This window comes from Roseobacter sp. HKCCA0434 (genome assembly GCF_032464675.1).
Classification (GTDB): domain Bacteria; phylum Pseudomonadota; class Alphaproteobacteria; order Rhodobacterales; family Rhodobacteraceae; genus Pontivivens.
This window is the reverse complement of record NZ_JAWDKL010000013.1, coordinates 38,501-63,305: the sequence shown is the minus strand read 5'-3', so window position 1 is coordinate 63,305 and position 24,805 is coordinate 38,501. Positions and strand designations below refer to the sequence as shown.

Here is a 24,805-nt window from a genome sequence, read left to right as displayed (position 1 = left end):
GGCATGAAACAGACGCTCGAAATCCTGAACAGGAAGGGCCTGCACGCGCGTGCGTCGGCACGGTTCGTCGAGGTGGTGGAGGCCCACGATGCGACGGCGTCGGTCAGTCGCAATGGCGAGACGGTGTCGGGCGACTCGATCATGGGTCTGCTGATGCTCGAGGCAGCACAGGGCACAACCATCGAGGTCGTCACCCACGGTCCTCGAGCGGCCGAACTGGCCGACGCGCTGCGAACCCTGATCGCGGATCGGTTCGGCGAAGGCGAGTGATCTAGCCGGTCGTCATCCGCTTCAGGACATCGTCCTTTTCGACGAAGTGGTGCTTCAGCGCGGCACCGATATGGGCGAGCAGGGTCAGCCCCAGCAGGATGCCGGACCAGTAGTGCACCCAAGCTGCGACATTCTCGATCCACTCCACGCCGGGCACCCAGGGATCGGGCAGCACGAACCAGTCGAAGACCTTGTTGTCGATGTTCAGAAGGTCCTGGATCGGCGCGGCGGCCGACATGACCCAGCCACTAAGCGGCATGAGGAAGATCATCAGATAGAGAACGGCGTGGCTGGCATGCGCCGCACCGATCTGCCAGCGCGGCGTGTCGGCCGGGAGGGCAGGGCGTTTCGGCGACAGCATGAGCCAGACGACCCGGATCACGGCGAGCGCGAACACGAGGAAACCCCAGCTCTTGTGAACCTGCGTCAGCGCGAACTGGTCCAGCGGGTCAGCGACGAAATTCGTCATGTAGACACCGAGCCCGAGTGTCCACAGGAGGATCCCGGCCGTCAGCCAATGGATAATGCGGGAAGGAATGCCCCAGCGTCGCGTCGAATTGCGGATCTGCATGTCATCCTCCCGAGGCAAGGGGCGGCCCGAAGGCCGCCCGCCCGGATCAGCCGTTGTTGATCAGATCGACGTTGATCTCGACCGGGATCATCGCCGGAATGGCCGGCGCGCCGAAGCCCATTCCGAACTCGGTGCGATCGATCTCACCAGTGACAGTGAAGCCTGCGATCTGCTGTTCGGGGTTGAAGGGGTTGGGGCCGATATTGTGCATCATCGCCTCGAAGGTGACCTCATGCGTCTGCCCCAGCATCGTCAGGTCGCCCGTCACGTCGGCGGTATTATCGCCGGTCTGCGTGACCCCGGTGGACACGAACCTGATCTCGGGAAACTCCTCGGTGTCGAGGAAGTCGGCGCGGTTCAGGTGCGCATCGCGCGGCTCGTGGCCCGTGGCGACCGAGGAGGCGTCGATCACGGCGGAGACCTTCACAGCTTCGATGTTCTCGGGATCGAAATCCTCGACCGCGATCGAGAAGCTGTCAAAGCGGCCCTGTGTGTTCGAGAAGCCGAGGTGGCTGACCTCGAACTGAATGTGCTGGTGGGCCGAGTCGACCTCCCAATCCGCATGTGCGGCGAGCGGGGCGAATGCGAGCGTGGAGGCGAGAAGGATCGTGCGAATGCCCATGACGAGGCTCCTTTGCGTTTCGATGGTGTGGAAGGTGGCGCGCACCGGTCCCGTTGTCACGTGGTAAGCACGCCACAAATTGTTCACGATATTGCGACAGATGGGGCCATGTGACCTCATTGCAGGGGCTCGGCAGTCACGATCAGGCAGGCCCGATATGGACCTCGCGCCAGTGCCCATCGATTTCGCGATACCGCAATCTGTCATCCCGGATCTCGATTTGCTCGATCTTCGGCGTTCCGGTCTCGCCATTCAGTGACAGCCTAACGAAGTGGGGGCCGCGCCAAGTCCATGTCGCATGGAAAGGCCTGCCCCGGGCGCACCCATGTAGGGTGCCGTCGGCATGAACCCTGAATTGCAGCCCGTTGCCGGTCAAGAGCCGCCCGGAGCATGCGGCAAGGTAGTCGGATCGGCTCTCGATCCGCCGCCAACCACTCACCGGGTCGGAACCGGAACATCTCCGCGATAATCGTAGAAGCCGCGATCGGTCTTGCGGCCCAGCCAGCCCGCCTCGACATATTTGGTCAGGAGCGGGCAGGGGCGATACTTCGTATCGGCGAGCCCGTCATGGAGCACGTTCATGATGGCGAGGCAGGTGTCGAGCCCGATGAAATCGGCCAGTTCGAGCGGGCCCATCGGGTGGTTGGCCCCCAGCTTCAACGACGTATCGATGCTCTCGACCGAGCCGACCCCTTCGTAGAGCGTATATATCGCCTCGTTGATCATCGGCATGAGGATCCGGTTCACGATGAAGGCCGGGAAGTCCTCGGCACTCGCCGCCGTCTTGCCCAGCTTGGCCACGACACCCTTGAGCAGATCGAACGTGGCCTCATCCGTGGCGATCCCGCGGATAAGCTCGACGAGGCTCATGATCGGAACCGGGTTCATGAAATGGAAACCCATGAACCGTTCGGGCCGATCGGTCTTGGAAGCCAGCCGGGTGATGGAAATCGAGGACGTGTTCGATGTCAGGATCGTGTCAGGACCTAAATGCGGAGCGAGATCGGCGAAGATCTGGTGCTTGATCGTCTCATTCTCCGTGGCCGCCTCAATGATCAGATCACAGGATCCCAATTCGGAAAGCTGATCCGTCGTCGTTATGCGCGACATGGCCGCGTCCCGGTCGGCCTTGGTCAGGCGGTCGCGCGCGACCTGGCGGTCGAGATTCGTGCCGATCCGCTCGACCGATGCCTCAAGCGCCGCCGCGGAGATATCCGTCATTTTGACGTCGAAACCCGCCTGCGCGAACACATGGGCGATACCGTTGCCCATCTGACCGGCGCCGACCACGCCCACCGTCCTGATTTCCATGTCCGCACCTCTCACCGTTGCGCCGCACCATATGGCGTCCCGGTTCCGCTGCGCAAGCCGTTCAGGATTTGTTCAGATCTCGTGCCTTAAGAGGGGGCATGGGCGCAGCGTAAGGAAACCGAGATGAGCTTTCTGTCCGTGATGACGCAAGGGGTCGATTATCGAGAGTACCGCTGGGGACGCTCGCGACAGGTCTTTCGCGGACCGAAGCCGGACCTTCGCCGACCTTATGTCGCCTGCATCGGCGGGTCGGAAACCTACGGACGGTTCGCAAGCGACCCCTGGCCTTCCCGACTGCAGCAGAACGTCGGAACGACGTGTGCGAACTGGGGAACGCCAGGCGCGGGCGCGAGCTTCTTCCTGAAGGATCCCGTCTTGCTGGAGGCGTGTTCGAATGCGCGCGCGTGCATCGTCTCCGTCATGTCGGCCCATGTGGTGTCGAACCGCCTCTACTCTGTCTTCACCAGACGCAATGCAAGGTTGAGGTCGGTCAGCGACATGCTGCGCGCGCTCTATCCCGAAGTGGATTTCGACCAGTTCCGTTTCGTGCTCAACATGCTGGCGACGCTGCACAGGGTCAGCGCGGATCGGTTCAAGGTGGTCGAGGTCGAGTTGCGAGAGGCGTGGCATGCCCGGATGAAGGAGTTGCTGACGGATATCGAGACACCGACGATCCTGTTCTGGTGCTCCGACAGTTCGCCGGACGAGGATGGACGGATGATCCCGTTGCCCGCGCGCGATCTGACACCGTCTTTCGTGGATCGGCAGATGGTGGAGCGTCTGCGGCCACATGCCGACTTCTATGTGGAGTATGTCGCCAGTACGGAAGCGGCCGAAGGCGAACGGATGCCGGGCCGCAAACCGCCGGAGGTCGCGCGTCGGCTCCCGTCCCATGCCATGCATGCCGAGGCGGCGGACCTGCTGGCCCAACCGGTCGAACAACTGCTGGGTCACCGCATGTTATGACTTTGCGCGGGGAGGCTGACGCGCTACGTCCTGTCCTCAAACAGAAAAGGACGTCCGATGGCCGAAACCTCGCGCAAGCTCGCCGTGCTGATTGATGCGGACAACACCAACCACAACGTCGCTCACGCCCTGTTCGACGAGATCGCGCGGCTTGGTGAGGCGAACGTGCGCCGGATCTATGGCGACTATACACGTTCCGAGATGAGCGGTTGGGACAAGAAGCTGGCAACCCATGCGCTGATCCCGACGCATCAGCCTGCCTATGTCAAAGGCAAGAATGCATCCGACATAACGATGGTGATCGACGCCATGGATCTGCTGCACCGAGGCTCGGTAGATGGCTTCTGCCTCGTCTCCTCGGACAGCGATTTCACGCGGCTCGCCCAGCGGATCAAGGAAGAGGGCGCCGTCGTCTACGGCTTCGGCGAGCAGAAGACGCCGGAGGCCTTTCGCGCGGCCTGCACCCGGTTCATCTACAACGAGAACCTGATGAGCGGTCAGAACGGCTCCGACATGCCGGAGAAGCGCCGTACCGAACCGCCATCGGCCGCCCTTCCGATCCTGCGCGGTGCCATTGCGGAGCTGGAGGAGGAGGATGACTGGGTTTCTCTCGGCGTCCTGGGCCAGCGGATCAGCAATGCACGCCCCGATTTCGACGCTCGGACATATGGCTGCGCCAGCCTGTCGAAACTGGTGGAGAAGACCGGAGCGTTCGATGTGAGCCGTGATGCGGGCAATCGCGTCGTGGTCCGCCGCAAGGACTAGGCGAGCGTTCCATTCGTGCGGCAGCTCGCGGGTCGACCGACCCTCTTTCACGATTTGTGACGAGGCTTGCCGGGTCAGATCGGCAAGCGCACATTCCATCTCGGGTCGCGCGCGACGTGCCCGGACAGCCGGGACCACGGGTAACTGCGTGCCACCCGGAGTTTGCCTGAATGCAATCCGATCGCCTCTCGGGCGTCTTGATGGCCGTGCTTGTCGGCATCGAGTTTTCGTTGCTCGTGCTGCTGCCGCTCTGGGCTGCGGAAAGCCTCGCTGGAATCGCGGCACCAGCCTCGAATATCATTCTGTGTCTGGGAGGGATCGCCGCGGCCATCGCGAGCTGGCCGCTCTGCCGCAGATTGATAGCGGTGAGCGACCGGGACGCCTGAAAAACGAACGCCCCGCCCGGAGCTCATCCGGACGGGGCGTCTGTCGTTTGACCGGTCCGCTCAGCCGAGCTGTTTCTCGAGCTCGGGAACCGCGTCGAAGAGATCCGCCACCAGGCCGTAATCGGCGACCTGGAAGATCGGAGCCTCCTCATCCTTGTTGATCGCGACGATCACCTTGGAGTCCTTCATCCCCGCGAGGTGCTGGATTGCGCCGGAGATGCCGACCGCGATGTAAAGCTCGGGTGCCACGACCTTGCCGGTCTGCCCGACCTGCCAATCGTTCGGCGCATAGCCCGAGTCGACCGCGGCACGCGATGCGCCCACCGCGGCACCCATCGTGTCGGCCAGCTTCTCGATCATCGCGAAGTTTTCTTCCGAACCCACGCCGCGACCACCGGAAACCACGACCTTCGCGGAGGTCAGGTCGGGGCGATCGCTCTCCATGACCTTGTCCTCGACCCATTCGGAGAGGCCGGGCCCCTCGACCATCGCCGCATCCTCGACCGAAGCCGAGCCGCCTTCGCCCGCCGCATCGAAGGTCGAGGTGCGGACCGTCAGCACCTTCTTGGCGTCGGAGGACTTGACCGTCTGCACGGCATTGCCCGCGTAGATCGGGCGCTCGAACGTGTCCCCGTCCACGACGGCGGAGATGTCGGTGATTACCATGACATCGAGCAGGGCCGCGACGCGCGGCATCACGTTCTTGCCCTGCACGGTGGCCGGTGCGACGATGTGGTCGTAACCCTCGCCCAGCTTCGCCACCAGCGCGGCCAGCGGCTCGGCCAGCCCATGCGCGAGGCTCGCGTCGGAGACGGAGAGTACCTTCGCCACGCCGTCGAGCTTGGCGACCTCGGACGCACCTGCGCCCGCGTCACCCGATGCGACCAGCACATCGACATCGCCCAGCTGCTTCGCAGCCGTCAGCGCCTTCGCGGTCGGGTCGAGTTGCAGCTCTCCCCCGTTGATTTCGGCAACCAGAAGGACGGCCATCAGAGCACCCCCGCTTCGTTTTTGAGTTTCGACACCAGTTCCTCGACCGAGCCGACCATCACGCCGGCGGAGCGTTCCGCAGGCTCGGACGTCTTGACGATCTCGAGGCGCGGCGAGACGTCGACGCCGTAATCCTCGGGCGTCTTCTCCTCCAGCGGCTTCTTCTTCGCCTTCATGATGTTGGGCAGCGACGCGTAGCGCGGCTCGTTCAGTCGCAGATCGGTCGTGATGATCGCGGGCATGTTCACCTTGATCGTCTGCAGGCCGCCATCGACCTCGCGCGTCACGGTGGCATGGTCGCCGTCGATCGACACCTCGTTGGCGTTGGTCGCCTGCGCCCAGCCGGTCAGCGCGCCGAGCATCTGGCCGGTGGCGTTCAGGTCGTTGTCGATCGCCTGCTTGCCCGCGATGACCAGACCGGGCTGCTCTTCCTCGATCACCTTGGCCAGCAGCTTCGCGACGGCGAGTGGCTCGATATCCTTGTGGACGTCATCGGCGGCCACGATCAGGATCGCGCGGTCGGCCCCCATCGCGAGCGCGGTGCGCAGGGTCTCCTGGCTCTGCTTCACGCCGATGGAAACGGCGATGACTTCCTCGGCCTTGCCGGCCTCCTTCAGGCGGATCGCCTCCTCGACGGCGATCTCGTCGAACGGGTTCATCGACATCTTGACGTTGGCGAGATCGACACCGCTTCCGTCCGCCTTCACACGGACCTTCACGTTGTAGTCGATCACGCGCTTGACGGGCACCAGCACCTTCATTGGCGTCTCTCCACTGTTTTGCCGGACATGGCCGGCGGTTTTCTCTCGACCATCCATGTAGACCCGTGCGTCGCGGGACCAAGTCATGAATGCGACGGCTTCGCGCCGTTCGACGCCGGATTTCTCCGACCAAGTGACGTGCACGTCAAATCCAACGTCACGTCAGGCGGTAGCGGGACGCCTAGCAAGCCGTCGCGTCATCCATCCGCTTCAACGGTTCGCTCCGGGCACCCACAGGACGTCGCCCGAGCCGCCGTCGTTCGCGACACGGCCCGCGACGAAGAACCAGTCGCTGAGGCGGTTGAGATACTTCACCGCGGCGGGGTTCACGGTCTCCATGGTCGCCAGTTCCACCACCAGCCGCTCGGCGCGCCTCGCGACTGTGCGGCAAAGGTGCATCTGCGCGGCGAGCGCGGTTCCACCGGGCAGGATGAAGCTGCGCAGAGGCTCGAGCCCCTTGTTCATCGCGTCGATCTCCGACTCCAGCCGCAAGACCTGGCTGTCGGCGACGCGCAGGGGCGGATACTCGCGCTCCGCGTCCTTTTCCATGTCCGGCGTGCACAGATCGGCGCCGAGATCGAAAAGATCGTTCTGGATCGCGGCGAGGCGGGCATCCATATCGCCTTCGGCCACCTGCCGGGCGAGGCCCACGGTCGCATTGACCTCGTCCACGGTGCCATAGGCGCTGACGCGAGTGGAATGCTTGGCCACGCGCGATCCGTTGCCCAGCGCGGTCTCCCCGTGATCGCCGGTCTTGGTGTAGATCTTGTTGAGGACGACCATCTCAGCCTCCGTTCCGGGCGAACCAGACCGCGCCGACGATCACGATGACGGCGATGAACTGCAGCAGGATGCGCAGGCGCATGATCCTGTTCGCGTGTTTCTTGTTGAAATCGCCGCCCTTGGCAAAGCCACCGACGCCGATGAGGAGCACGACCAGCACGGCGATGCAGGCGATGCCGATGATGTAGAGGGGGAGTCCTGTAACCATGCGCCAGACCTAGCGCGCCGCTTCTCCGGTGCAAAGGGGCCACGCGGTCGCGGGGGTGACCTTTGGCACTTTACCGTCTCCACGGTGCGACCTAAACGTGAACCCATGACCGACATGACCGATCCGACCGCCGATACCGAAGGCCACGTAACGCAGGAGCCGCTCGGCCGCGCGATCGGGGATCGCTATCTGCAATACGCGTTGTCGACGATCATGCACCGTGCGTTGCCAGACGCGCGGGACGGCCTGAAGCCGGTGCATCGCCGCATACTCTACGCCATGCGCGGTCTGCGGCTCGACCCGAACGGCGCGTTCCGCAAATGCGCCAAGATCGTGGGCGAGGTGATGGGCAACTATCACCCGCATGGCGATCAGGCGATCTACGACGCGCTGGCGCGGTTGGCGCAGGATTTCGCGGTGCGCTACCCGCTGGTCGACGGGCAGGGAAACTTCGGCAATATCGACGGGGACAACCCGGCGGCGCAGCGCTACACCGAGGCGCGGATGACGGCCGTGGCGACCGCGATGATGGAAGGGCTCGCCGAGAACGCCGTCGATTTCCGTCCCAATTACGATGGATCGGAGAGCGAGCCGGAAGTGCTGCCCGGCGCCTTTCCGAACCTCTTGGCCAACGGCGCCAGCGGCATCGCTGTCGGCATGGCGACCAATATCCCGCCCCACAATGTGGGGGAGGTCATCGATGCTGCGCTCTACCTCATCAAGACGCCCAATGCCGGGATCGAGAAGCTGGTGGAGTTCGTGCCCGGTCCCGACTTTCCGACCGGCGGCACGATCGTGGAGCCACCCGCGGCGATCCGCGCGGCCTATGCGACGGGGCGGGGCGCCTTCCGCCTGCGCGCGACCTGGACGCGTGAGGATCTGGGCCGTGGCCAGTGGCAGATCGTCGTCACCGAGATTCCTTACCAAGTTCAGAAATCGAAGCTCATCGAGCGCATCGCCGAACTGATAAATTCCAAGAAGCTGCCGATCCTCGCCGACATCCGCGACGAAAGCGCCGAGGATATTCGCATCGTCTTGGAGCCGAAGTCCCGCACGGTCGATCCAGCCACGCTGATGAGCGCACTTTACCGGCAGACCGATCTCGAGACGCGCTTCTCGCTCAACATGAATGTGCTGATCGACGGTCGCACCCCGCAGGTCTGTTCCCTGCGGGACGTGCTGCGCGCCTGGCTAGACCATCAGCGCGACGTGCTGGGACGACGGTCCCGTCACCGGCTGGACAAGATCGCGGCGCGGCTCGAGGTTCTCGAGGGCTACATCGTCGCCTTTCTCAATCTCGACCGCGTGATCGAGATCATCCGGACCGAAGATGAGCCCAAGCCCGTCATGATGGGCGAATTCGGGCTGACGGAAACCCAGGCCGAAGCCATCCTCAACATGCGCCTGCGCTCCTTGCGGAAATTGGAGGAAATGGAGTTGCGGCGTGAGCGCGAGGCCTTGCTGGCCGAGCGTGAGGACCTGACGGCGCTGCTCGCCTCTGACGAGATGCAGTGGGGGCGCATCGCGGATCAACTGCGCGAGACGCGCAAGGCCTTCGGTCCCCCGGCGAAATACAAGGGCATAACGGCGGCCGAAAGCCTCGCCGATCTCAAGGCGGCGGATGGTGCCGACTATCCGGTCGGAGCCCGTCGGACCGGGTTCGCCGATGCGGGCGAGACCGAGGAAGTACCGCTCGAGGCGATGATCGAGCGGGAGCCGATCACCGTCGTCTGTTCGCAGATGGGCTGGGTCCGCGCGATGAAGGGGCACATCGCACTCGACAGTGAGTTGAAGTTCAAGGATGGCGACGGGCCAAAGTTCATCTTCCATGCGGAAACGACCGACCGTTTGATCGTGTTCGGCACCAATGGACGCTTCTATACGCTCAGTGCTGCGAACCTGCCCGGCGGTCGCGGGATGGGAGAGCCGGTTCGCTTGATGGTCGATCTGCCGAACGAGGCGGAAGTGCTCGCCTTCTTCACCCACGATCCGTCGCGACGGTTGCTCGTCGCCTCGAATGCGGGGGACGGATTCGTGGTGCCGGAGGCGGAGATCGTCGCGCAGACCCGCAGCGGCAAGCAGGCGCTGAACCTGCGGGAGGCACGCGCACAGGTCTGCACGCCCGTCACCGGCGACCACGTCGCCGTCGTGGGAGAAAACCGGAAGGTGTTGGTCTTCCCTCTCGACGAACTGCCCGAAATGACGCGAGGCAAGGGCGTGCGCTTGCAGAAATACAAGGATGGCGGCCTCAGCGACGCCATTACCTTCGCCCTTGCCGATGGCCTCCAGTGGAAGGAAAGCGGCGGCCGCACGCGGACCCAATCCGATCTCGCCGACTGGCTTGGCAAGCGGGCCGGTACCGGCCGCATGGCGCCGCGGGGCTTCCCGCGCGACAACAGGTTCTGAGCCGTGTCAACGTTCGGCGATCCAGTTCAGGCGCGTCTGCCGCTCGGCTTCACCGGTTCGGGTGGCCGGTTGTTCCGGCTGGCTCTGCGGCTGAACCTGCTGACGGTCCTGACGCTCGGCATCTATCGGTTCTGGCTGCGGACGAAACTGCGGCGTCACTATTGGAACGCAACCCGCGTCGATGGCAGCCCGCTCGAATATACCGGTACGGGATTGGAGAAGCTCTTGGGCTTCCTGATCGCGATGGTCTTCCTCGCGGTCTACCTGACCTTCGCTTACGTTGCTTTGACCTATCTGGGGATCGCGCTGTTCGGCAGTACCGAGATCGGCAGCGCGCTGACGACCCTGCCGCTCGTCCCGCTGTTGTTCTATGCCCAGTATCGCGCAAGACGCTATATCCTCGCGCGGACGAGATTGCGGGGCATCCGGTTCGGGCAAAGTCCTGGTGCGTGGCGCTATGTCGGCCTCGCGATCCTGCATGGAATCAGCGTGGTCCTGACCTTGGGCCTTCTTTACCCGCGCGCGCATTTTCATCTCGAACGGTTCCGGACCGATCGCAGCTTCTACGGCGATACCTCTTTCGCTCAAGGCGGCCGCTGGACGATGCTGCTGGGGCCGTGGATGCTGGTGATGCTGCCAATCCTGATGTCGCTCGGACTGCTGGGTACCGCGCAGACGGCAGGAGAGCCGCTCTATCTCCTCGGGTTCGTGCTGCTGATGCCGCTCATCCTGATTGCCTGGGTGCATTACCAGGTCGCTTCGTTCCGTAGATTGGCGAGCCGGAAGACACTCGGTGGTGTCACTTTCGAGTCGCACGCCCGAACGGGAACCGTGATCGGGATCTATATCCTCGGCTGGCTTCTGGTGGCACTGATCGGAAGCGTGTTCTTCGCGATCCTCGGCATCGTCGCGGGGCTGGTGCTGTCTGGAACCGGCGTCCTGACGGACCTGGACCCGTCACTCCTTTCGGCCACGGGGCCCCTGCTGGGGCTGGTGGCGGGATATGTCGGGTTCATCGTTTTCACGACGGCGTTGTCCGAGGTTTTCATCACCCAGCCACTGCTGCGGCACTACGTGACCACGCTGAGCCTGCGCGCGCCCGAAGCGCTCAACGCGATCCGACAGCGGGAGCGGGACGAGATGATCGAGGCCGAAGGATTCGCCGATGCGCTCGATGTAGGGGGGGCGTTCTGATGGCGGCTTCGGCACGATATTTCGATGGCGAAAGTCCCCGCTCGTGGATCGCTACGGCAGAGATCGTCGGAGAGGAACTCGAGATCTCCGAAGCCGTCACCGGTCGACCTCTCGCCCGCTGGCCATTGTTCGAACTGCGCGGATTGCCAGGTGGCGATGCAGAGCACGCTACGCTGGCCAGATCGACGGGTGACGAGCGGCTCGACATCGTCGCACCGAGCTTGATCAAGGAACTGCGCCGCCGCGTGCGCAGGTTCGAGCGACCCTTGCCCGGTCCGCGCAGATTGCGGCGGACCGCGCTGTGGATGGCTGGAGCGATCGCCGCGACGGCGGGCATCCTGTTCGTCCTTGTTCCCATGTCCGCGGACTTCCTCGCCCCGCGCGTACCGGTTTCGGCCGAGGCGAAGCTGGGCGACAGGGTCCGCGGCAGCCTCGCGAATTTCGGCACGATGCTGATGGGCGAGGCGCCCGAGGTTTGTATCGAGCCCAAGGGTGTTCGGGCACTCGACGTCCTGACCGAGAGGGTGCAGGGCGATCTCGATCTGCCATACGATCTGGAAGTCGAGGTCTGGAAGTCGGAGATTGCCAATGCGCTGGCGCTGCCAGGCGGGCGCGTCCTGTTCCTCGACGCATTGATCCTCGATGCCGAGCATCCCGACGAGGTGGCGGGGGTGCTCGCGCATGAAATCGGTCACGTGGCTGCGCGTGATGGTCTTCGGCTGACCTTGCGCGCGGCGGGGTCGGCTGGGCTGATCAGTGTCGTGCTCGGCGACTTCGCGGGCGGCGCGGGCTCGGTTCTCGTCGCACAGCAGCTGCTGAACGCTTCCTACACGCGGGAGGCCGAGGCCGCCGCGGATCAGTTCGCCTTCGATCGGTTGGAAGCGGCGGCGATCTCGTCGGCACCGCTGGGCGATTTCTTCCGTCGGCTGGTGCCCGAGGTTGCCAGCGCCGATACGGTGTTCACCCATTTCGAGACTCATCCCGACCTGATCGAGAGGGCGGAGCGTGCGGAGGCGGCGGCGCTATCTCCGGCAGAAGCGCGCCCGGCATTGACGGAGGCGCAATGGCTGGCACTGCGCGCGATCTGCTCCGAAACCGCGCCTATCGACTGAACCGTGTCGCCTGTTTACTCGGCAGCGCGCAACTGAGCGTATATCTCCGTCGTGAAGATCGCGAAGATCGCCAGAAACAGCGCCGAAACCACCACATTGACGGCGATCATCGCACCGAGCGCGTCACCCCCCGCTGCCGAGAATGCCCCACCCACGATGGCGAGAACGAGGAAGAGTGGTATTCCGAGCGCGAGATAGGCCAGCAGGATCTTCCAGCGATGCCCGTGGGTCAGCGCGATGGTGGGCTGGAACGCCCCCCAACCGCGCCGTTCGACCACGATGACCGGGACGAGAACGGCGAACATCGCGAAGACGTAAAGACCCGGCACGATCAGGAAGAAGAAACCGATCACCATCAGGATGCCCATGGCGACCGACAAGAAGAAGAGGGGCAACACCATGTGCGCGGACAGGCCGACATAGTCCGCAATCCGTGGTGCGCGGTTCTGGATGCGATCCCAGGCCGCAAGATGCAGAACCGCGGAAAGCACGGAATAGAGGATTTGGGAAAAGAAGTTCCACAGCAGCAGACCACCGTCGAAACCCGCCATCATCGCGGCGCTGACCTCTTCGGGGGTCATGTCGTCGCTGATCTCGGGCGGCGGCGCGGGCGCGAAGCTGTCCATGCCGAGGAGAGCGATCTGCAGGAACGCGACCAGCAGCGTGCCGACGAAGGACAATGTGAAGAACAGCAGGAAATTGCGGCTCAGCAAGCCGAACGTATTCGAGAAGATGGTCCCGATATTCACCCGTCGAAGGCCTCCGGCTTGAACTGCCGTGCCATATGGTCGAGCACGGCATTGACGAACTTCGCTTCTTTCCCATCGGTAAAGAATGCCTTGGCCACGTCAACATATTCCGTGATGACAACCTTGGGCGGGGTCGTCGATGCGGCGAGTTCCGCGCCCGCCGCGCGGAACAGGGCGCGCAAGGTCGGATCGATCTTGCCCAGCGGCCAGCGCTCGACCAGTGCCTTGTCGGTTGCGCGGTCGATCTCGCCCTGCCGGTCGAGCGCATCCGACAATGTCTTGCGGAACAGGTCGACGTCGCCTTCGGAATAGGTATCGCCATCCAGCTCGGCACCGAAGCGGTGGCTTTCGAACTGCTCGCGGACATCCGGCATCGGCTGCCCGGATTGCTCCATCTGGAAAAGGGCCTGTACGGCGAAGAGACGCGAGGCGGAGCGCATGCGGCGTTTCTCTTCGCGGCTCGGGGTCGGCAGGGGGCGTGGCATGTCAGGCAAGTCCCTTCGCGGACAGATCGCCCGCCATTTGGATTGTATCCCGCGGATCGGCAACAGGGGCCGGTGCGCGGTACTGTCGGTCGAGCGCGATCAGATGCAAGGCGGCCCGCGCCGCGCCTGCGCCCTTGTTCATCTGCGCCGGGTCTGCGCGCTCCTCGGCCTGGGCCCGGTTCTCGACCGTCAGGATGCCGTTGCCGATGCACAGCCCCTCCAGCCCGAGCAAGGTGATCGCACGCGAGCTATCGTTGCAGACCGTCTCGTAGTGGGTCGTGGCCCCGCGGATCACGCAGCCAAGCGCGACGAACCCGTCATATCGCTGTGCGCGGGCCGCCAGCCGGATCGCAGTGGGGATCTCGAGCGCGCCCGGCACCTCGATGGCATCGGCGGTTCCACCGACTTCGGCGATGGCGGCCTGTGCGCCCTCGATCAGCCAGTCGGCGATGCCGCGATAGAAGGGTGCCGTCACCAATAACAGGTGTGGCGCAGGCGAGATGTCCGGCGACGGCATCTCGAAATGGTCTTCGTTGCTCGCCATTTCAGGCCTCCTTGTCCGGAATGGGGCGCGTCCCCGCGATGGTCAGGCCGTAACCCTCCAGCCCGACGACCTTCGGCGCGGCCGAGTTCGTCAACAGCGTCATCTCGTGAACGCCTAGCGCGCTCAGGATCTCGGCTCCCGTGCCGTAGTTGCGCAGGGTTTGGGGGGAGACCTCGCCATCCATCGCCATCTTCGCACTCATGTCGCGCAGCAGGACGACGACGCCGCGACCCTCATCGGCGATCATCCGCATGGCCTGCTCGAGCTGATGCGACCGCCCCGGAACGAGGGCCAGCATGTCCTCCAGCGGGTTGGCCGGATGCATCCTGACCATGACGGGACCCGTGGTCAGGTCGCCCTTGCTCAGGGCCAGATGCTCGGCCCCACCGGTGGTGTCGGAGAATACGCGCAGGGTCCAGTCGCCGCCATATTCGGATGTGACCTGCCGGGTCGCGACTTCCCTCACCAGATTGTCGTGGCGGCGACGATAGGCGATCAGGTCGGAGATCGTTCCGATCTTCAGCCCGTGATACTGCGCGAATTCCACGAGATCGGGCAGGCGCGCCATTTCGCCGTCTTCCTTCATGATCTCGCAGATGACGCCCGAGGGATCGAGCCCTGCCAGACGGCTGATATCCGTGGCTGCCTCTGTGTGACCGGCTCGAACGAGGACGCCACCTTCGCGCGCGCGCAACGGAAAGACGTGCCCGGGTGTGGCGATGTCCTGTGCACCGCTTTCAGGATTGATCGCGACGGCGATCGTGCGCGCCCGATCCGCGGCCGAGATGCCTGTGGTCACGCCTTCGCGCGCCTCGATCGACACGGTGAAGGCCGTTTCGTGGCGGCTGGAATTGCTCTGCGCCATCATCGGCAAGCCCAACGCATCCAGGCGCTCGCCCGACAGGGTCAGACAGATGAGACCACGACCATGCTTCGCCATGAAGTTGATCGCCGCGGCGTCCGCGTGAACGGCGGGGATGACCAGATCCCCCTCGTTCTCCCGATCCTCGTGGTCCACGAGGATGAACATGCGGCCCGCGCGGGCGTCCTCGATGATCTCCTCAACCGAGGAAATGGCGTCGGCGTAATCGGTCATGCGCTGTCCTGCATCTCGTTGAGCCGCGCGACATACCGTGCGAGCGTATCGATCTCCAGATTGATCCGGTCGCCGACCGCAACGTCACCCCAGGTCGTCTCTTGCTTGGTGTGCGGAATGAAGTTGATGCCGAACTCGGCCCCGTCGACGTCATTCACCGTCAGCGAGGTGCCGTTGAGCGCCACCGATCCCTTGGGCGCGATGAACCGGGCCAGCGCGTCGGGGGCGCGAAGGGTCACACGCGTGCTTTCGCCCTCGTCTTCCATCGCGATGATTTCGGCGAGACCGTCGACATGGCCCGAAACGATATGCCCGCCCAGCTCATCGCCGACCTTCAAGGCGCGTTCCAGGTTGAGGCGGCGACCCGGCTGCCAGGTCCCGGCCGTCGTCTTGTCCACGCTCTCGGCCGAGATCGTCACGTCGAACCAGTCCTGCCCGGCATCGACACCGCGATCGGTCACGGTCAGGCAGCACCCGTCGCAGGCGATGGATGCTCCGAGCGCGATGCCGTCCGCGGGGTAGGAGGTTTCGATCCGCACATGCAGGTCGCCGCGCCGGTCGACCTGTTTGACCGTACCGATATCCGTTATGATGCCGGTAAACATCGCACCGCCCTCGTTCCGCTTGTCCGTTCCGAGCCGACAGCTATGCAAGCGCACCTCGCTTGGCAAGGCGCAAGCGCGCATGCGACACTTGCGCGATGCGGGCAGGACGGAACCGGATGGCGCGACATTTCCTCTTGATGCAAGGTCCCCACGGCCCGTTTTGGGCAGAGTTGGCTGCACGGCTGCGTGCCGCCGGGCAGGAGGTGTCGCGCGTCGCGCTCAATGCCGGTGATGCTCACGGGTGGGGCGATGGTCTCTGGCGATGCGATGTCGGCGCGGCGGACCTTCGCGGATGGTTGCAGCCGCGGCTGGCGTCACGCGGTGTGACGGACCTTGTGCTCTACGGCGATCACCGGGAGGTGCATCGCATCGCCGGACGCTTGGCGCACGATGCCGGGCTTCGCCTTCATTATCTGGAGGAAGGCTATCTCCGGCCGCACTGGATCACATACGAGCGTGACGGTGTGAATGGCCGGTCACCGCTGATGAACATGAGCATGGAGCGTATCCGCGCCGTCGCGCGGGATCTGCAGGAACGCGATCGCGCCGCACCCGACCAATGGGGTGCGATGGGCGGGCATCTGTGGCACGGGCTTCTCTACCATGCGCGCGTCGCATCCGGGGCACGACACTGGCCGGCGTACCGCACTCATCGTCCGATCGATCCGGCGCGAGAGCGCGCTTTGGCCTTGAGAGGCCTGATCGATCTCCCCTTGCGTCGCCTGCGCAGATCGCGCGCGGATGCCCGGTTGCGACGGGCCGGGGTGCCTTACCATGTCGCCCTCCTGCAACTAGGGCACGATGCCTCGGTGCAAGCCCACAGTCCATATCGCGACATGCGCGGGTTCGTCACCGACGTCGCCGTGGCATTTGCGCGGTCGGCGCCCATGCACCATCACCTTGTCTTCAAGCTGCACCCGTTCGAGGACGGTCGCGAGTCGCTTCCCCGTCACATCAGGGCAATCACGCAGGAGCTGGGTCTCGCAGCGCGGACCCATATTCTCGAAGGCGAGCGTCTCGCCACGCTGCTCGATGCTGCGAGTTCGGCCGTCACGATCAATTCGACGGCCGCGCAACAGGCGCTCTGGCGCGGCTTGCCCGTCTGGGCGGCCGGGCAGGCGATCTATTCCAAGCCCGGGCTGGTCTCGAACCAGTCGCTCGGGGATTTCTTCGCGGCCCCCTTTGCGCCGGATCGGGTCGACTATCTGGCGTTTCGCCGCCTGCTCCTGGCGAGCTCGCAGGTCAAGGGAGGCTTCTACACCGCTTCCGGGCGAGCGCAGGCCCTGCGCCGACTGATCGACATGATCTTGGCGGACGAAGACCCCTATGGGGCAATCGGGTGCCACACCGGGGCCACAGGGGCGGAAATTCTGCCGCTGAATGCGCCGGGGGCTTGAGGTAAGCGGTTGGCCAAGGCGCCGCGTGCGGCTAGGCTTCGGGCAGATCGGACAAATCCGGCGAAGAACCATAGGGCACAGGACGCTAGTTATGAACGCGATCATCCGGGGCGGGATCTGTCTCGCAGCACTTCTTGCGCTCGGCGCGTGCGACAACCTGCCCAGATCCGGTCCTACGATCGCGGAGATCACCGCCCAGCCGGCCGACGGTTCCGCGGCGGTCGGGATCATCCCGATCACGGATGACGTCGCGCGCCTGACCGAAATCAGCGAGGATCTCAGCTTCAGCTCCGCCTTCCTGAATGCGCCCGTCGCCAATATCGAGGTGATCCAGCCGCTCGACGTGCTCAACATCACCGTGTGGGAGAATGGCGAGTTCCCCCTGTTCGGCGGAGGTGGCGGTTTCGGCGGACCTTCGACGCTGGCCGATATGCGTGTCGGGCTGAACGGCACCTTCTTCATGCCGCAGGTCGGGACGATCCAGGCCGCCGGCAAGACAGTCGAGCAGTTGCGGCGCGAACTGACCGCGCGCCTTGCGCCCATGACCCCGGAACCCCAGGTCGAGGTGCGATTGGAGTCGGCGGGCACCAATACCGTCCGCATCTTCGGCTCCGAAGGGGCCTTGGGTGAAATTCCGATCGGTCCGGGCACGCGCACCTTGTCGGGATTGATCGCGAATGCGCCCGCCGCCGGGATCGAACCCGATATCGCCCAGCTCTCGATCCGTCGCGGCAATCTCGTCGAGCGGGTCTGGGTGACGGATATCTTCAATGATCCCAGTGCCGATATCGCTTTGCGTGGTGGCGACGTCATCAACATCGAGAGGGATGCCCGCAGCTTCATCGCGCTCGGCGAGCTGGGGCAGCAGGCGGAGGTCGAGTTTCCGGGCCGCGACATCTCGCTGATGGAGGCGCTGGCGCTGCTCGGTGGCTTGAACGGCAACACGGCCGATCCGCGCGGTGTCTTCGTCCTGCGGGAGGAGCGGCCCGACATCTACCAACGGGTCACCGGACAATTCGCACCCGCGCCGGTCCGTATCGGCTACGTGATGGACCTGACCAAGCCCGCCGCGTTCTTCATCGCATCGAATTTCGACGTGCGCGATGGCGATATCATCTTCGTTTCCGAAGCGCCCTACGTGCAATTCCTGAAGATAATCGGGTCTATCGCACCGCCGATCAACAGCATCAACTCGACGCTGTCACTGGCGACGAATCCGCTGGGAGGCTGATGCGGCGTCTCGGCGTCGCTTCGCTCGGGTTTGCGCGCCAGGCGTGGCTCAGGACCGCCTTGGCGAGCGCTGGCTGGCAGGTCGTGCCGTTCTGGACGGATTGTGACGCGATCGGTGTCTGGGGACGTGGGGGCGTCGCCGAACGCGGGCAGGCAATCGCCACAGCGCGTCGGCTTCCTCTGGTGACGATCGAGGACTCCTTTCTGCGATCGGTGTATCCGGGGCGGGGGCCTTCGGCTGGCCTGCTGATCGACGATCTCGGCGTCCATTTCTCGCCCCGCAGCCGTGTGGAGCAGATCCTCGAATCCCGGCCAATCGTGGACGAGGATGCACGGGTTGCACTCGGGCTCATTCGCCATCACCGGCTCTCGAAATACAATCACTGGACGGCGCAGACCGACTTGCCCGAGCGCTTCGTACTGGTCATCGATCAGCTTGCGGGCGATGCGGCACTCGGCGGGGCGGGCCGTGCGGAGTTCGCCGCGATGCTTGCTTCGGCGAGAGAAGATGCGCGCGTTCTGGGCGTCCCCGTCCTCGTGCGGGGCCATCCGGCCGGGCGAGGACTTGTCCCAATCGACGTCGCTCGCGTGCCGGCCGGAGTGAACCCCTGGGACCTGTGGCCACGCTGTGCTGGCGTGCATGTCTGGTCCTCAACGCTCGGCTACGAGGCAATCCTCGCCGGTTTGCGTCCAACGATACACGGACACCCGATCTATGCCGGGTGGGGGTTGAGCGATGACCGGCAAGACTTCCCGGATCGGCACGCACGCCTGACTGCCGAGCAGCTTTTCACCGGGATCATGCGAGACGCGTCACACTGGACCGATCCCGCGACGGGACGCGAGGAAGACATGATACGCGCAGTCGGGAGGCTGGCCAGTCAGGTCGAAGCGTTTCGGCGCACGACCATCCGTCCCCGGCTCTACGGGGTCTCGCTGTGGAAACGGCGACGGGTCGCCCAGTTCTTTCCCCATGACGGGCCGAAGACACGCGTCGCCTGGGCCAGTCGCGCGTCGGGGCAGGCCCGGATCGAGGATGGTTTCCTGCGCTCCCGCGGCCTGGGCGCCGCCCTCGTGCCGCCAGTGTCGCTCAGTTTCGACGAAGATGGCATCCACTACGATCCGTCGCGGCCCAGTCGGCTGGAGCGAGTGATCTCGCGAAGCGTGGACCTGCCCCCGGCTGCGATCGCGCGTGCCGAGAGGCTCATCGAACGTCTGCGTGCCGAGCGTGTCGCGAAGTACAACCTGATGCCGGAGCCGCGTCCCGAGCCAGGATATATCCTGTTGATCGGGCAGGTGTCGGACGATGCCTCGGTGACAGCGGGTGCCTACGAGCGCACGGAGATCGACCTGATCGCGGCGGCCCGCGCGGCGCATCCGGATCGCAGGCTGATCTTCAAGCCACATCCCGATGTCGTCGCCGGACTGCGAACCGGCTCGATTCCACAGGACATCGAGGTCGTCACCGGACATCTGCCGGACCTTCTCGAATCGGCGGAACGGGTCTGGACGCTGACCTCACTTGCCGGGTTCGAGGCTTTGCTCCGCAACGTGTCGGTCACCTGCCTGGGGCAGCCCTTTTATGCGGGATGGGGGCTGACCGAAGATCTCGGCGGCGCGCCGCAACGCCGGACGACGCGCCCGACCCTCACAGGTTTGGTCCATGCGGCGCTGATCGACTATCCGCTGTACCTCGATCCGAGAACGGGGCGGGGGTGCGGGCCGGAGGACATCCTCGACTGGCTGAAAGAGGGGGGGGCAGAACGGCCGGTCCGGCTTTCCGCCCTCGGTCGTTTGATCACGCGGGCGCGGCTGGCTGCCAGATCGACATGACATCCGCGCCGACAAGGCGCGATTCGACTAGAGTCCAGCGGGGCGCATCCTTCAGCGCGGAGATGCCGAGATCGGCCAGCGAAGCCAACCCGGTCGCCCCCAAGGTCAGGCCCGCATGGAACATCACCAACCGATCGACCAATCCTCGGCGCAGCAGCGTGGCGGCAAGCTGACCACCGCCTTCACACATCAGGCGCGTGATCCCTCGCGCACCCAGAACGTCGAGTGCGAAGCCGAGGTCGAGCCGCCCAGCCTCGTCGACCTCACAGGACAAGGTTTTCGCCCCGACCTTCTGCCACGCCTCCATGTCGACCTCTCGGGCAGCCGGACCGTGAAGAAGCCAAAGTGGCGCTCCCGGCTCTGCCAGACGTCCCACGACCGGCAGTCGAAGCCGACTGTCGGCCACGACGCGAACCGGCGCCGCATCGGCCAGCCCCGGCAGGCGCACGTCGAGCGCGGGGTCGTCCGCGGCTGCCGTACCGCACCCGATCAGCAGGGCATCCGCGCGGGCGCGCATCATGTGGACCTCTGCGCGGGCCTCGGGCCCGGTGATCCAGCGGCTTTCCCCGCCCGCCGTGGCGATCCGGCCATCGAGCGACGCTGCGAGCTTCAGTTCGACCAGTGGACGGCCCGTCGCCTGCCTTTTGAGAAACCCTTGGTTCACGGCGACTGCACGTGCAGCGAATTGCGGCGCCAGATCGACGGTAACGCCCCCGCTCCGCAGGATCTCGAACCCACGTCCGGACACACGCGGATCGGGATCCTCCATCGGAACGACGACGCGCGCGATACCCGCATCGACCAGAGCATCCGCGCAGGGCGGTGTCCTGCCGTGATGAGCGCAAGGTTCGAGGCTGACATAGGCCGTCGCACCCCGCGCGGCTTCACCCGCCTGACCCAGTGCGACGGTCTCCGCGTGCGGGCGACCGCCCGGTTGCGTCCAGCCCCGACCGACGACGCGTCCCTCGTTCATGATGACGCAGCCGACCGCAGGGTTGGGCCAGGTCCGCCCCAACCCCCGCTCGGCCAGTCGCAGGGCGTGGATCAGCCCCCGCGCGTTCCTGTCATCCATCGCCGTTGGGTGCGGGAGGCCGCAGCTCGTGGACGAAATCCTCGAAATCGTCCGCCGCCTGGAAATTCTTGTAGACGCTGGCGAAACGGACATAGGCGACCGTATCGATCCGCGCGAGCGTCTCCATGACGATGGCACCGATCGTGTCGGAGGGGATATCGCTCTCGCCCATGCTTTCGAGCCGCCGCACGATGCCGGAGATCATCTGATCGACCCGCTCCGCCTCGATCGGTCGCTTCTGCAGGGCAATGCGGATCGAGCGCTCGAGCTTGTCCCGATCGAAGCTTTCGCGACGCCCGTTCTTCTTGACGACGACGAGGTCGCGCAGCTGCACTCGCTCGTAGGTGGTGAACCGACCCGCGCAGGCCGGGCAGTAGCGCCGCCTTCGGATCGCGACATGGTCCTCCGCGGGACGGGAATCCTTCACCTGCGTATCGGTATTGCCGCAGAAGGGACAGCGCATGGGCGAACTCCGCTATCGACCTCAATGGTCAGGCCAATCGGCCAGTGGTGGTGGTCGCCATCAGTGTGCATTCCAGCCCTTGTGGTGACAAGGGCTGGAATGAGGTCACGCGGGGGGTGTTGCCCCCATGCCGATCAGTAGCTTTCCAGTTCCAGGCGGGCACTGCAGGTCGAGGTGCCGATGGTGCCCACCCAGATGTCGTAGATCCCGCTTCCGCCACCGCTGAAATAGAGGCGCGGATCGAGATAGCTGCTGGCGTTGCTGTCGTCGTCGTAGAAATAGCGGCCGTTCGGACCGTTGACGAGCAGGACGGCATCGCAATTCGAGACGACACGGATCTCCAGATCGTAATTGCCGTTGCGATCGTAGTAGAGCGTAAAATCTGGAGCCGACTGCACGAACCCCGAAAAGCCCAAGCACCCGGCGAGGTTGGCGCCGCCACCGGCAATCACGTCGTAGGACCGCGGCTGGTAGAGATAGCTTCCGCTCGCATTGATCGTAGCGCCGTTCAGCGCATAGTTCGGACACGCATGCGCTGCGCCCGCAGCGAGCATCAGGCCCGCGGCAACAAGAAGAGATTTCAGCATTTCTGTCTCCGGAATCGGTGTTTGCACAACCCTTGCCCGGTTTGCCCGGCCTTGACCGGAGGCTTCCGAAGCGAACGAGAAGGCATCTTGATATTTTCGGCGAATTAGCCCGCCGATTGTGGCGACTTTATGCTCGTCCGACGCTCGAGTTCGCCGTTTGGTCTATAGAGTGTCGTTAAAGATGCCGCGCAGACTGAAAGGGACCTGCGCGGCGTCTGTCGGCTCAGAAAGTCTCGATCTGAAGCTGCGCATCGCAGAGCTGCGAGCCGTAGGTCCCGATCCAGATGTCGTAGACGCCCGCCGACGGGTTGGTCAGCCGGATCTTCGCGCCGCCGCCGCCATTGTCGTCATCGTCGTAATACCAGTTGCCGCCACCGGTATTGATCAAGAGGACGGTATCGCAATTGCCGATCGTGCGGAACTCCAGCGCGTAATTGCGATCTTTCTGGAAGTAGAGCTCGAAATCCGGCGTCGCGGCCACGAAACCCGTGGGGACCCCATCGGTTCGATTACGGATACCGCACGCGTTGAGGTTCCGGTCACCCCCTGCGAGCACGTTGTAGGTGCGCGGCGAGTAGAAATAGCTGGCGGTTCCGCTGATATCGGCAGGGCTGTCGAGTTGCCAGTTGGGGCAGGCATGCGCGGCACCGGCCGACAATAGAAAGGCTGCCGCGGCGAGAAGGGTCTTTTTCATTGTATCGTCTCCCAAGTTCACGGTTTCGGTTGCCCGGCATGACAATGCCGCGTCTTGTGCGCCAATGCCACGCCGGGACCGATCCAACCGCGCAAATCCGCGCGGTGTGGCCCGCTTGCTATCATCGGCTATGCGACGGGTTTGTGTGCGTCGATACGGACAATCGTGTTTAAGCCATCGTCACCAGGATTTCGCGGCGGTGAGGCCGGTCGCGATGCTCGACCAGATAGATGCCCTGCCAGCGGCCCAACATCATACGCCCGTTCGAAACGGGGATGCTCAAGCTAACCGGCAGGAGCGCGCTCTTGATATGCGCTGGCATGTCGTCCGGCCCCTCGTCGCGATGTGTCAGATACGCCATCTGCGGATCGTCGGCATCGGGTATCAGCTGCGCGAAGAAAGCGGCGAGGTCGTGTTGCACGTCCGGGTCGGCGTTCTCCTGGATCAGGAGCGAGCAGGACGTATGACGCACGAAAAGATGGAGTAGTCCCGAACGCGCCGGCAGCGCCTTTGCGACCCGTTCCGTGATCTCATAGAAACCCCGGCCATTCGTATCGATCTGCAACATCATGGCTCCTCATCCTGACGGCATCGCGAGGCAGGCTATGTCGAACACTGTCATCGATCCAAGGGAGACAAGCGCGATGAGCGATAAGGTCCTATTCATTACCGGCGCATCGAGCGGTATCGGAGAGGCGACGGCCCGTGCCGCGGTCGAGGCGGGCTGGTCCGTCGGCCTCATGGCCCGCAGCGAGGACAAGCTCGCCCGGATCGTCAGCGACCTGGGTGACGCCGCCGTCGCGCTGCCGGGCGACGCGACCGATCTGTCAGCGCAGGAGGATGCCGTCGGCCGTGCGGTGCGCCATTTCGGCAGGCTCGACGCAGCCTTCGCCAATGCCGGAACCGGATTGAATACGCCCGGCACCGAGAACGGTGACCCGGACGAATGGCACAATCTGGTGCATCTCAACGTCCTCGGGGTGCTCTGGACGGCGAAAGCGGCATTGCCTCACCTGAAGCGATCGTGTGGTCACATGGTTATGACCGGATCCGCCGCAGGACGGACCCACATCTCCGGTTCGATCTACGGTGCTTCCAAGTGGTTCGTGCACGGCTATGGCGGCAATCTCGCGCAGGAAATGCGGGAGTGGGGCGGACGTTGCACGGTGATCGCGCCCGGCATGGTCGACACCGCGTTCTTCGACGAGGGCAAACCGGACAAGCTCAAGCCCGAAGATATCGCATCGGCCGTCGTCTACGCGCTGGAGCAGCCCGCGCACGTCAATGTCGGCGAGGTCTTCGTGATGCCGGTGAACTGATCCTCAACCGGTTCGGGGACGGCGCAGCGCCAGCAGCAACGCCGTCGCCCAGGCCAGTTCGGCCCCCGATGCTATGGCGAGCCCCGGCATGTCGGGCTGGCGCAAGTATCCCGCCAGACCCGTCATCGCCAGCAGGATGAGGCCCATCGCCACGCTTCCCAACATCGCGATCTGCGCGCGACGCGCCTTGACGGGCGCACCGCGCCACAACAGGAACGCAAACCCGCCGAACATCGCCCCGGCCCGGTCCATCGCCAACCCGGCCTCCGGCGAGATGCCGAGAAACCGCATCGGAACATCCGGCGAGAAGATGTAGAACACCGCCAGTCCTGCGAATGCGAAAGCCGACGCCCGAGCCACTGGGACGAAGGGCAGGCGGATCATGT

29 protein-coding genes are annotated in these 24,805 nt (G+C 64.5%); 11 read left to right on the top strand and 18 right to left on the bottom strand.

Annotated features, from left to right (window positions below):
* Positions 1-3: 3 nt before the first annotated feature.
* Positions 4-270 carry an HPr family phosphocarrier protein gene (locus RX333_RS09730; protein ID WP_316014741.1) on the top strand — a complete coding sequence of 89 codons (267 nt, stop codon included), beginning with the start codon at positions 4-6 and terminating at the stop codon, positions 268-270.
* 1 nt (position 271) lies between these two features.
* On the opposite strand, the gene RX333_RS09725 is transcribed toward RX333_RS09730, so the two are convergent.
* The 3 genes from RX333_RS09725 to RX333_RS09715 all read right to left on the bottom strand — a co-directional run bounded on the left by RX333_RS09725 (position 272) and on the right by RX333_RS09715 (position 2,774).
* Positions 272-841 carry a cytochrome b gene (locus RX333_RS09725; protein WP_316014740.1) on the bottom strand — a complete coding sequence of 190 codons (570 nt, stop codon included), beginning with the start codon at positions 839-841 and terminating at the stop codon, positions 272-274.
* Between the two features lie 46 nt (positions 842-887).
* Positions 888-1,463 carry a YceI family protein gene (locus RX333_RS09720; RefSeq protein WP_316014739.1) on the bottom strand — a complete coding sequence of 192 codons (576 nt, stop codon included), beginning with the start codon at positions 1,461-1,463 and terminating at the stop codon, positions 888-890.
* Positions 1,464-1,898: 435 nt separating this feature from the next.
* The gene (locus RX333_RS09715; protein ID WP_316014738.1) at positions 1,899-2,774 is read right to left on the bottom strand and encodes a 3-hydroxybutyryl-CoA dehydrogenase; all 876 of its coding nucleotides are present in this window, start codon (positions 2,772-2,774) and stop codon (positions 1,899-1,901) included.
* A 123-nt stretch (positions 2,775-2,897) separates the two neighbouring features.
* On the opposite strand from RX333_RS09715, the gene RX333_RS09710 reads away from it, so the two are divergent.
* The 3 genes from RX333_RS09710 to RX333_RS09700 all read left to right on the top strand — a co-directional run bounded on the left by RX333_RS09710 (position 2,898) and on the right by RX333_RS09700 (position 4,891).
* Entirely contained in the window at positions 2,898-3,740 is an 843-nt protein-coding gene (locus RX333_RS09710) for a DUF6473 family protein (RefSeq protein ID WP_316014737.1), read from the top strand.
* Between the two features lie 57 nt (positions 3,741-3,797).
* Positions 3,798-4,505 carry an NYN domain-containing protein gene (locus RX333_RS09705; RefSeq protein WP_316014736.1) on the top strand — a complete coding sequence of 236 codons (708 nt, stop codon included), beginning with the start codon at positions 3,798-3,800 and terminating at the stop codon, positions 4,503-4,505.
* A gap of 170 nt (positions 4,506-4,675) precedes the next feature.
* On the top strand, positions 4,676-4,891 hold the full coding sequence (locus tag RX333_RS09700; RefSeq protein WP_316014735.1) for a hypothetical protein: 216 nt from the start codon (positions 4,676-4,678) through the stop codon (positions 4,889-4,891).
* Positions 4,892-4,951: 60 nt separating this feature from the next.
* On the opposite strand, the gene RX333_RS09695 is transcribed toward RX333_RS09700, so the two are convergent.
* The 4 genes from RX333_RS09695 to RX333_RS09680 form a co-directional block, all read right to left on the bottom strand.
* Entirely contained in the window at positions 4,952-5,881 is a 930-nt protein-coding gene (locus RX333_RS09695; protein ID WP_316014734.1) for an electron transfer flavoprotein subunit alpha/FixB family protein, read from the bottom strand.
* Positions 5,881-6,642: an electron transfer flavoprotein subunit beta/FixA family protein gene (locus tag RX333_RS09690; protein ID WP_316014733.1), complete on the bottom strand. Its 762-nt coding sequence runs from the start codon at positions 6,640-6,642 to the stop codon at positions 5,881-5,883. The genes RX333_RS09695 and RX333_RS09690 overlap by 1 nt, the downstream gene beginning before the upstream one ends.
* A 210-nt stretch (positions 6,643-6,852) precedes the next feature.
* Positions 6,853-7,425 carry a cob(I)yrinic acid a,c-diamide adenosyltransferase gene (locus tag RX333_RS09685; RefSeq protein WP_316014732.1) on the bottom strand — a complete coding sequence of 191 codons (573 nt, stop codon included), beginning with the start codon at positions 7,423-7,425 and terminating at the stop codon, positions 6,853-6,855.
* A 1-nt stretch (position 7,426) separates the two neighbouring features.
* On the bottom strand, positions 7,427-7,633 hold the full coding sequence (locus RX333_RS09680; RefSeq protein ID WP_316014731.1) for a twin transmembrane helix small protein: 207 nt from the start codon (positions 7,631-7,633) through the stop codon (positions 7,427-7,429).
* A 105-nt stretch (positions 7,634-7,738) separates the two neighbouring features.
* On the opposite strand from RX333_RS09680, the gene parC reads away from it, so the two are divergent.
* Genes parC through RX333_RS09665 form a run of 3 tightly spaced genes read left to right on the top strand, consistent with a single transcriptional unit; the run spans position 7,739 to position 12,345 of the window.
* On the top strand, positions 7,739-10,039 hold the full coding sequence (gene parC, locus RX333_RS09675; RefSeq protein WP_316014730.1) for a DNA topoisomerase IV subunit A: 2,301 nt from the start codon (positions 7,739-7,741) through the stop codon (positions 10,037-10,039).
* 3 nt (positions 10,040-10,042) lie between these two features.
* Positions 10,043-11,233: a YjgN family protein gene (locus RX333_RS09670; RefSeq protein WP_316014729.1), complete on the top strand. Its 1,191-nt coding sequence runs from the start codon at positions 10,043-10,045 to the stop codon at positions 11,231-11,233.
* Entirely contained in the window at positions 11,233-12,345 is a 1,113-nt protein-coding gene (locus RX333_RS09665; protein ID WP_316014728.1) for a M48 family metallopeptidase, read from the top strand. The genes RX333_RS09670 and RX333_RS09665 overlap by 1 nt, the downstream gene beginning before the upstream one ends.
* A gap of 14 nt (positions 12,346-12,359) precedes the next feature.
* Here the strand turns inward: RX333_RS09665 and RX333_RS09660 are convergent, their stop codons facing one another.
* Genes RX333_RS09660 through RX333_RS09640 form a run of 5 tightly spaced genes read right to left on the bottom strand, consistent with a single transcriptional unit; the run spans position 12,360 to position 15,824 of the window.
* A complete protein-coding gene (locus RX333_RS09660) occupies positions 12,360-13,094 on the bottom strand; it encodes a hypothetical protein (protein ID WP_316014727.1) in 735 nt (244 codons plus the stop codon).
* On the bottom strand, positions 13,091-13,579 hold the full coding sequence (gene nusB, locus RX333_RS09655) for a transcription antitermination factor NusB (RefSeq protein ID WP_316014726.1): 489 nt from the start codon (positions 13,577-13,579) through the stop codon (positions 13,091-13,093). Before nusB ends, RX333_RS09660 begins: the two co-directional genes overlap by 4 nt.
* A gap of 1 nt (position 13,580) precedes the next feature.
* Positions 13,581-14,123: a 6,7-dimethyl-8-ribityllumazine synthase gene (locus tag RX333_RS09650; RefSeq protein ID WP_316014725.1), complete on the bottom strand. Its 543-nt coding sequence runs from the start codon at positions 14,121-14,123 to the stop codon at positions 13,581-13,583.
* A 1-nt stretch (position 14,124) separates the two neighbouring features.
* The gene (ribB, locus tag RX333_RS09645) at positions 14,125-15,219 is read right to left on the bottom strand and encodes a 3,4-dihydroxy-2-butanone-4-phosphate synthase (protein ID WP_316014724.1); all 1,095 of its coding nucleotides are present in this window, start codon (positions 15,217-15,219) and stop codon (positions 14,125-14,127) included.
* Positions 15,216-15,824, bottom strand: coding sequence for a riboflavin synthase (locus tag RX333_RS09640; protein WP_316014723.1), 609 nt, complete (start codon positions 15,822-15,824; stop codon positions 15,216-15,218). Before RX333_RS09640 ends, ribB begins: the two co-directional genes overlap by 4 nt.
* A gap of 116 nt (positions 15,825-15,940) precedes the next feature.
* Here RX333_RS09640 and RX333_RS09635 point away from each other — a divergent pair, with 116 nt between their 5' ends.
* The 3 genes from RX333_RS09635 (at position 15,941) to RX333_RS09625 (ending at position 20,284) form a co-directional block, all read left to right on the top strand.
* A complete protein-coding gene (locus RX333_RS09635; RefSeq protein WP_316014722.1) occupies positions 15,941-17,221 on the top strand; it encodes a capsule biosynthesis protein CapA in 1,281 nt (426 codons plus the stop codon).
* Positions 17,222-17,312: 91 nt separating this feature from the next.
* Positions 17,313-18,452, top strand: a complete 1,140-nt coding sequence (locus RX333_RS09630) for a polysaccharide biosynthesis/export family protein (protein ID WP_316014721.1) — start codon at positions 17,313-17,315, stop codon at positions 18,450-18,452.
* On the top strand, positions 18,452-20,284 hold the full coding sequence (locus tag RX333_RS09625; protein WP_316014720.1) for a capsular polysaccharide biosynthesis protein: 1,833 nt from the start codon (positions 18,452-18,454) through the stop codon (positions 20,282-20,284). The genes RX333_RS09630 and RX333_RS09625 overlap by 1 nt, the downstream gene beginning before the upstream one ends.
* Here the strand turns inward: RX333_RS09625 and ribD are convergent.
* The 5 genes from ribD to RX333_RS09600 all read right to left on the bottom strand — a co-directional run bounded on the left by ribD (position 20,250) and on the right by RX333_RS09600 (position 23,668).
* Complete coding sequence (gene ribD / locus RX333_RS09620; RefSeq protein WP_316014719.1) at positions 20,250-21,356, bottom strand: bifunctional diaminohydroxyphosphoribosylaminopyrimidine deaminase/5-amino-6-(5-phosphoribosylamino)uracil reductase RibD; 1,107 nt, start codon at positions 21,354-21,356, stop codon at positions 20,250-20,252. The genes RX333_RS09625 and ribD overlap by 35 nt on opposite strands.
* Positions 21,349-21,819, bottom strand: a complete 471-nt coding sequence (gene nrdR / locus RX333_RS09615; protein ID WP_316014718.1) for a transcriptional regulator NrdR — start codon at positions 21,817-21,819, stop codon at positions 21,349-21,351. The genes ribD and nrdR overlap by 8 nt, the downstream gene beginning before the upstream one ends.
* 134 nt (positions 21,820-21,953) lie before the next feature.
* Positions 21,954-22,406, bottom strand: a complete 453-nt coding sequence (locus RX333_RS09610) for a hypothetical protein (protein WP_316014717.1) — start codon at positions 22,404-22,406, stop codon at positions 21,954-21,956.
* Between the two features lie 223 nt (positions 22,407-22,629).
* Positions 22,630-23,100, bottom strand: coding sequence for a hypothetical protein (locus RX333_RS09605; RefSeq protein WP_316014716.1), 471 nt, complete (start codon positions 23,098-23,100; stop codon positions 22,630-22,632).
* A 169-nt stretch (positions 23,101-23,269) separates the two neighbouring features.
* A complete protein-coding gene (locus RX333_RS09600; RefSeq protein WP_316014715.1) occupies positions 23,270-23,668 on the bottom strand; it encodes a secondary thiamine-phosphate synthase enzyme YjbQ in 399 nt (132 codons plus the stop codon).
* Positions 23,669-23,744: 76 nt separating this feature from the next.
* Here RX333_RS09600 and RX333_RS09595 point away from each other — a divergent pair, with 76 nt between their 5' ends.
* On the top strand, positions 23,745-24,419 hold the full coding sequence (locus RX333_RS09595; RefSeq protein ID WP_316014714.1) for an SDR family oxidoreductase: 675 nt from the start codon (positions 23,745-23,747) through the stop codon (positions 24,417-24,419).
* 3 nt (positions 24,420-24,422) lie between these two features.
* Here the strand turns inward: RX333_RS09595 and RX333_RS09590 are convergent, their stop codons facing one another.
* Positions 24,423-24,740, bottom strand: coding sequence for a hypothetical protein (locus tag RX333_RS09590; RefSeq protein WP_316014713.1), 318 nt, complete (start codon positions 24,738-24,740; stop codon positions 24,423-24,425).
* Between the last annotated feature and the right edge of the window lie 65 nt (positions 24,741-24,805).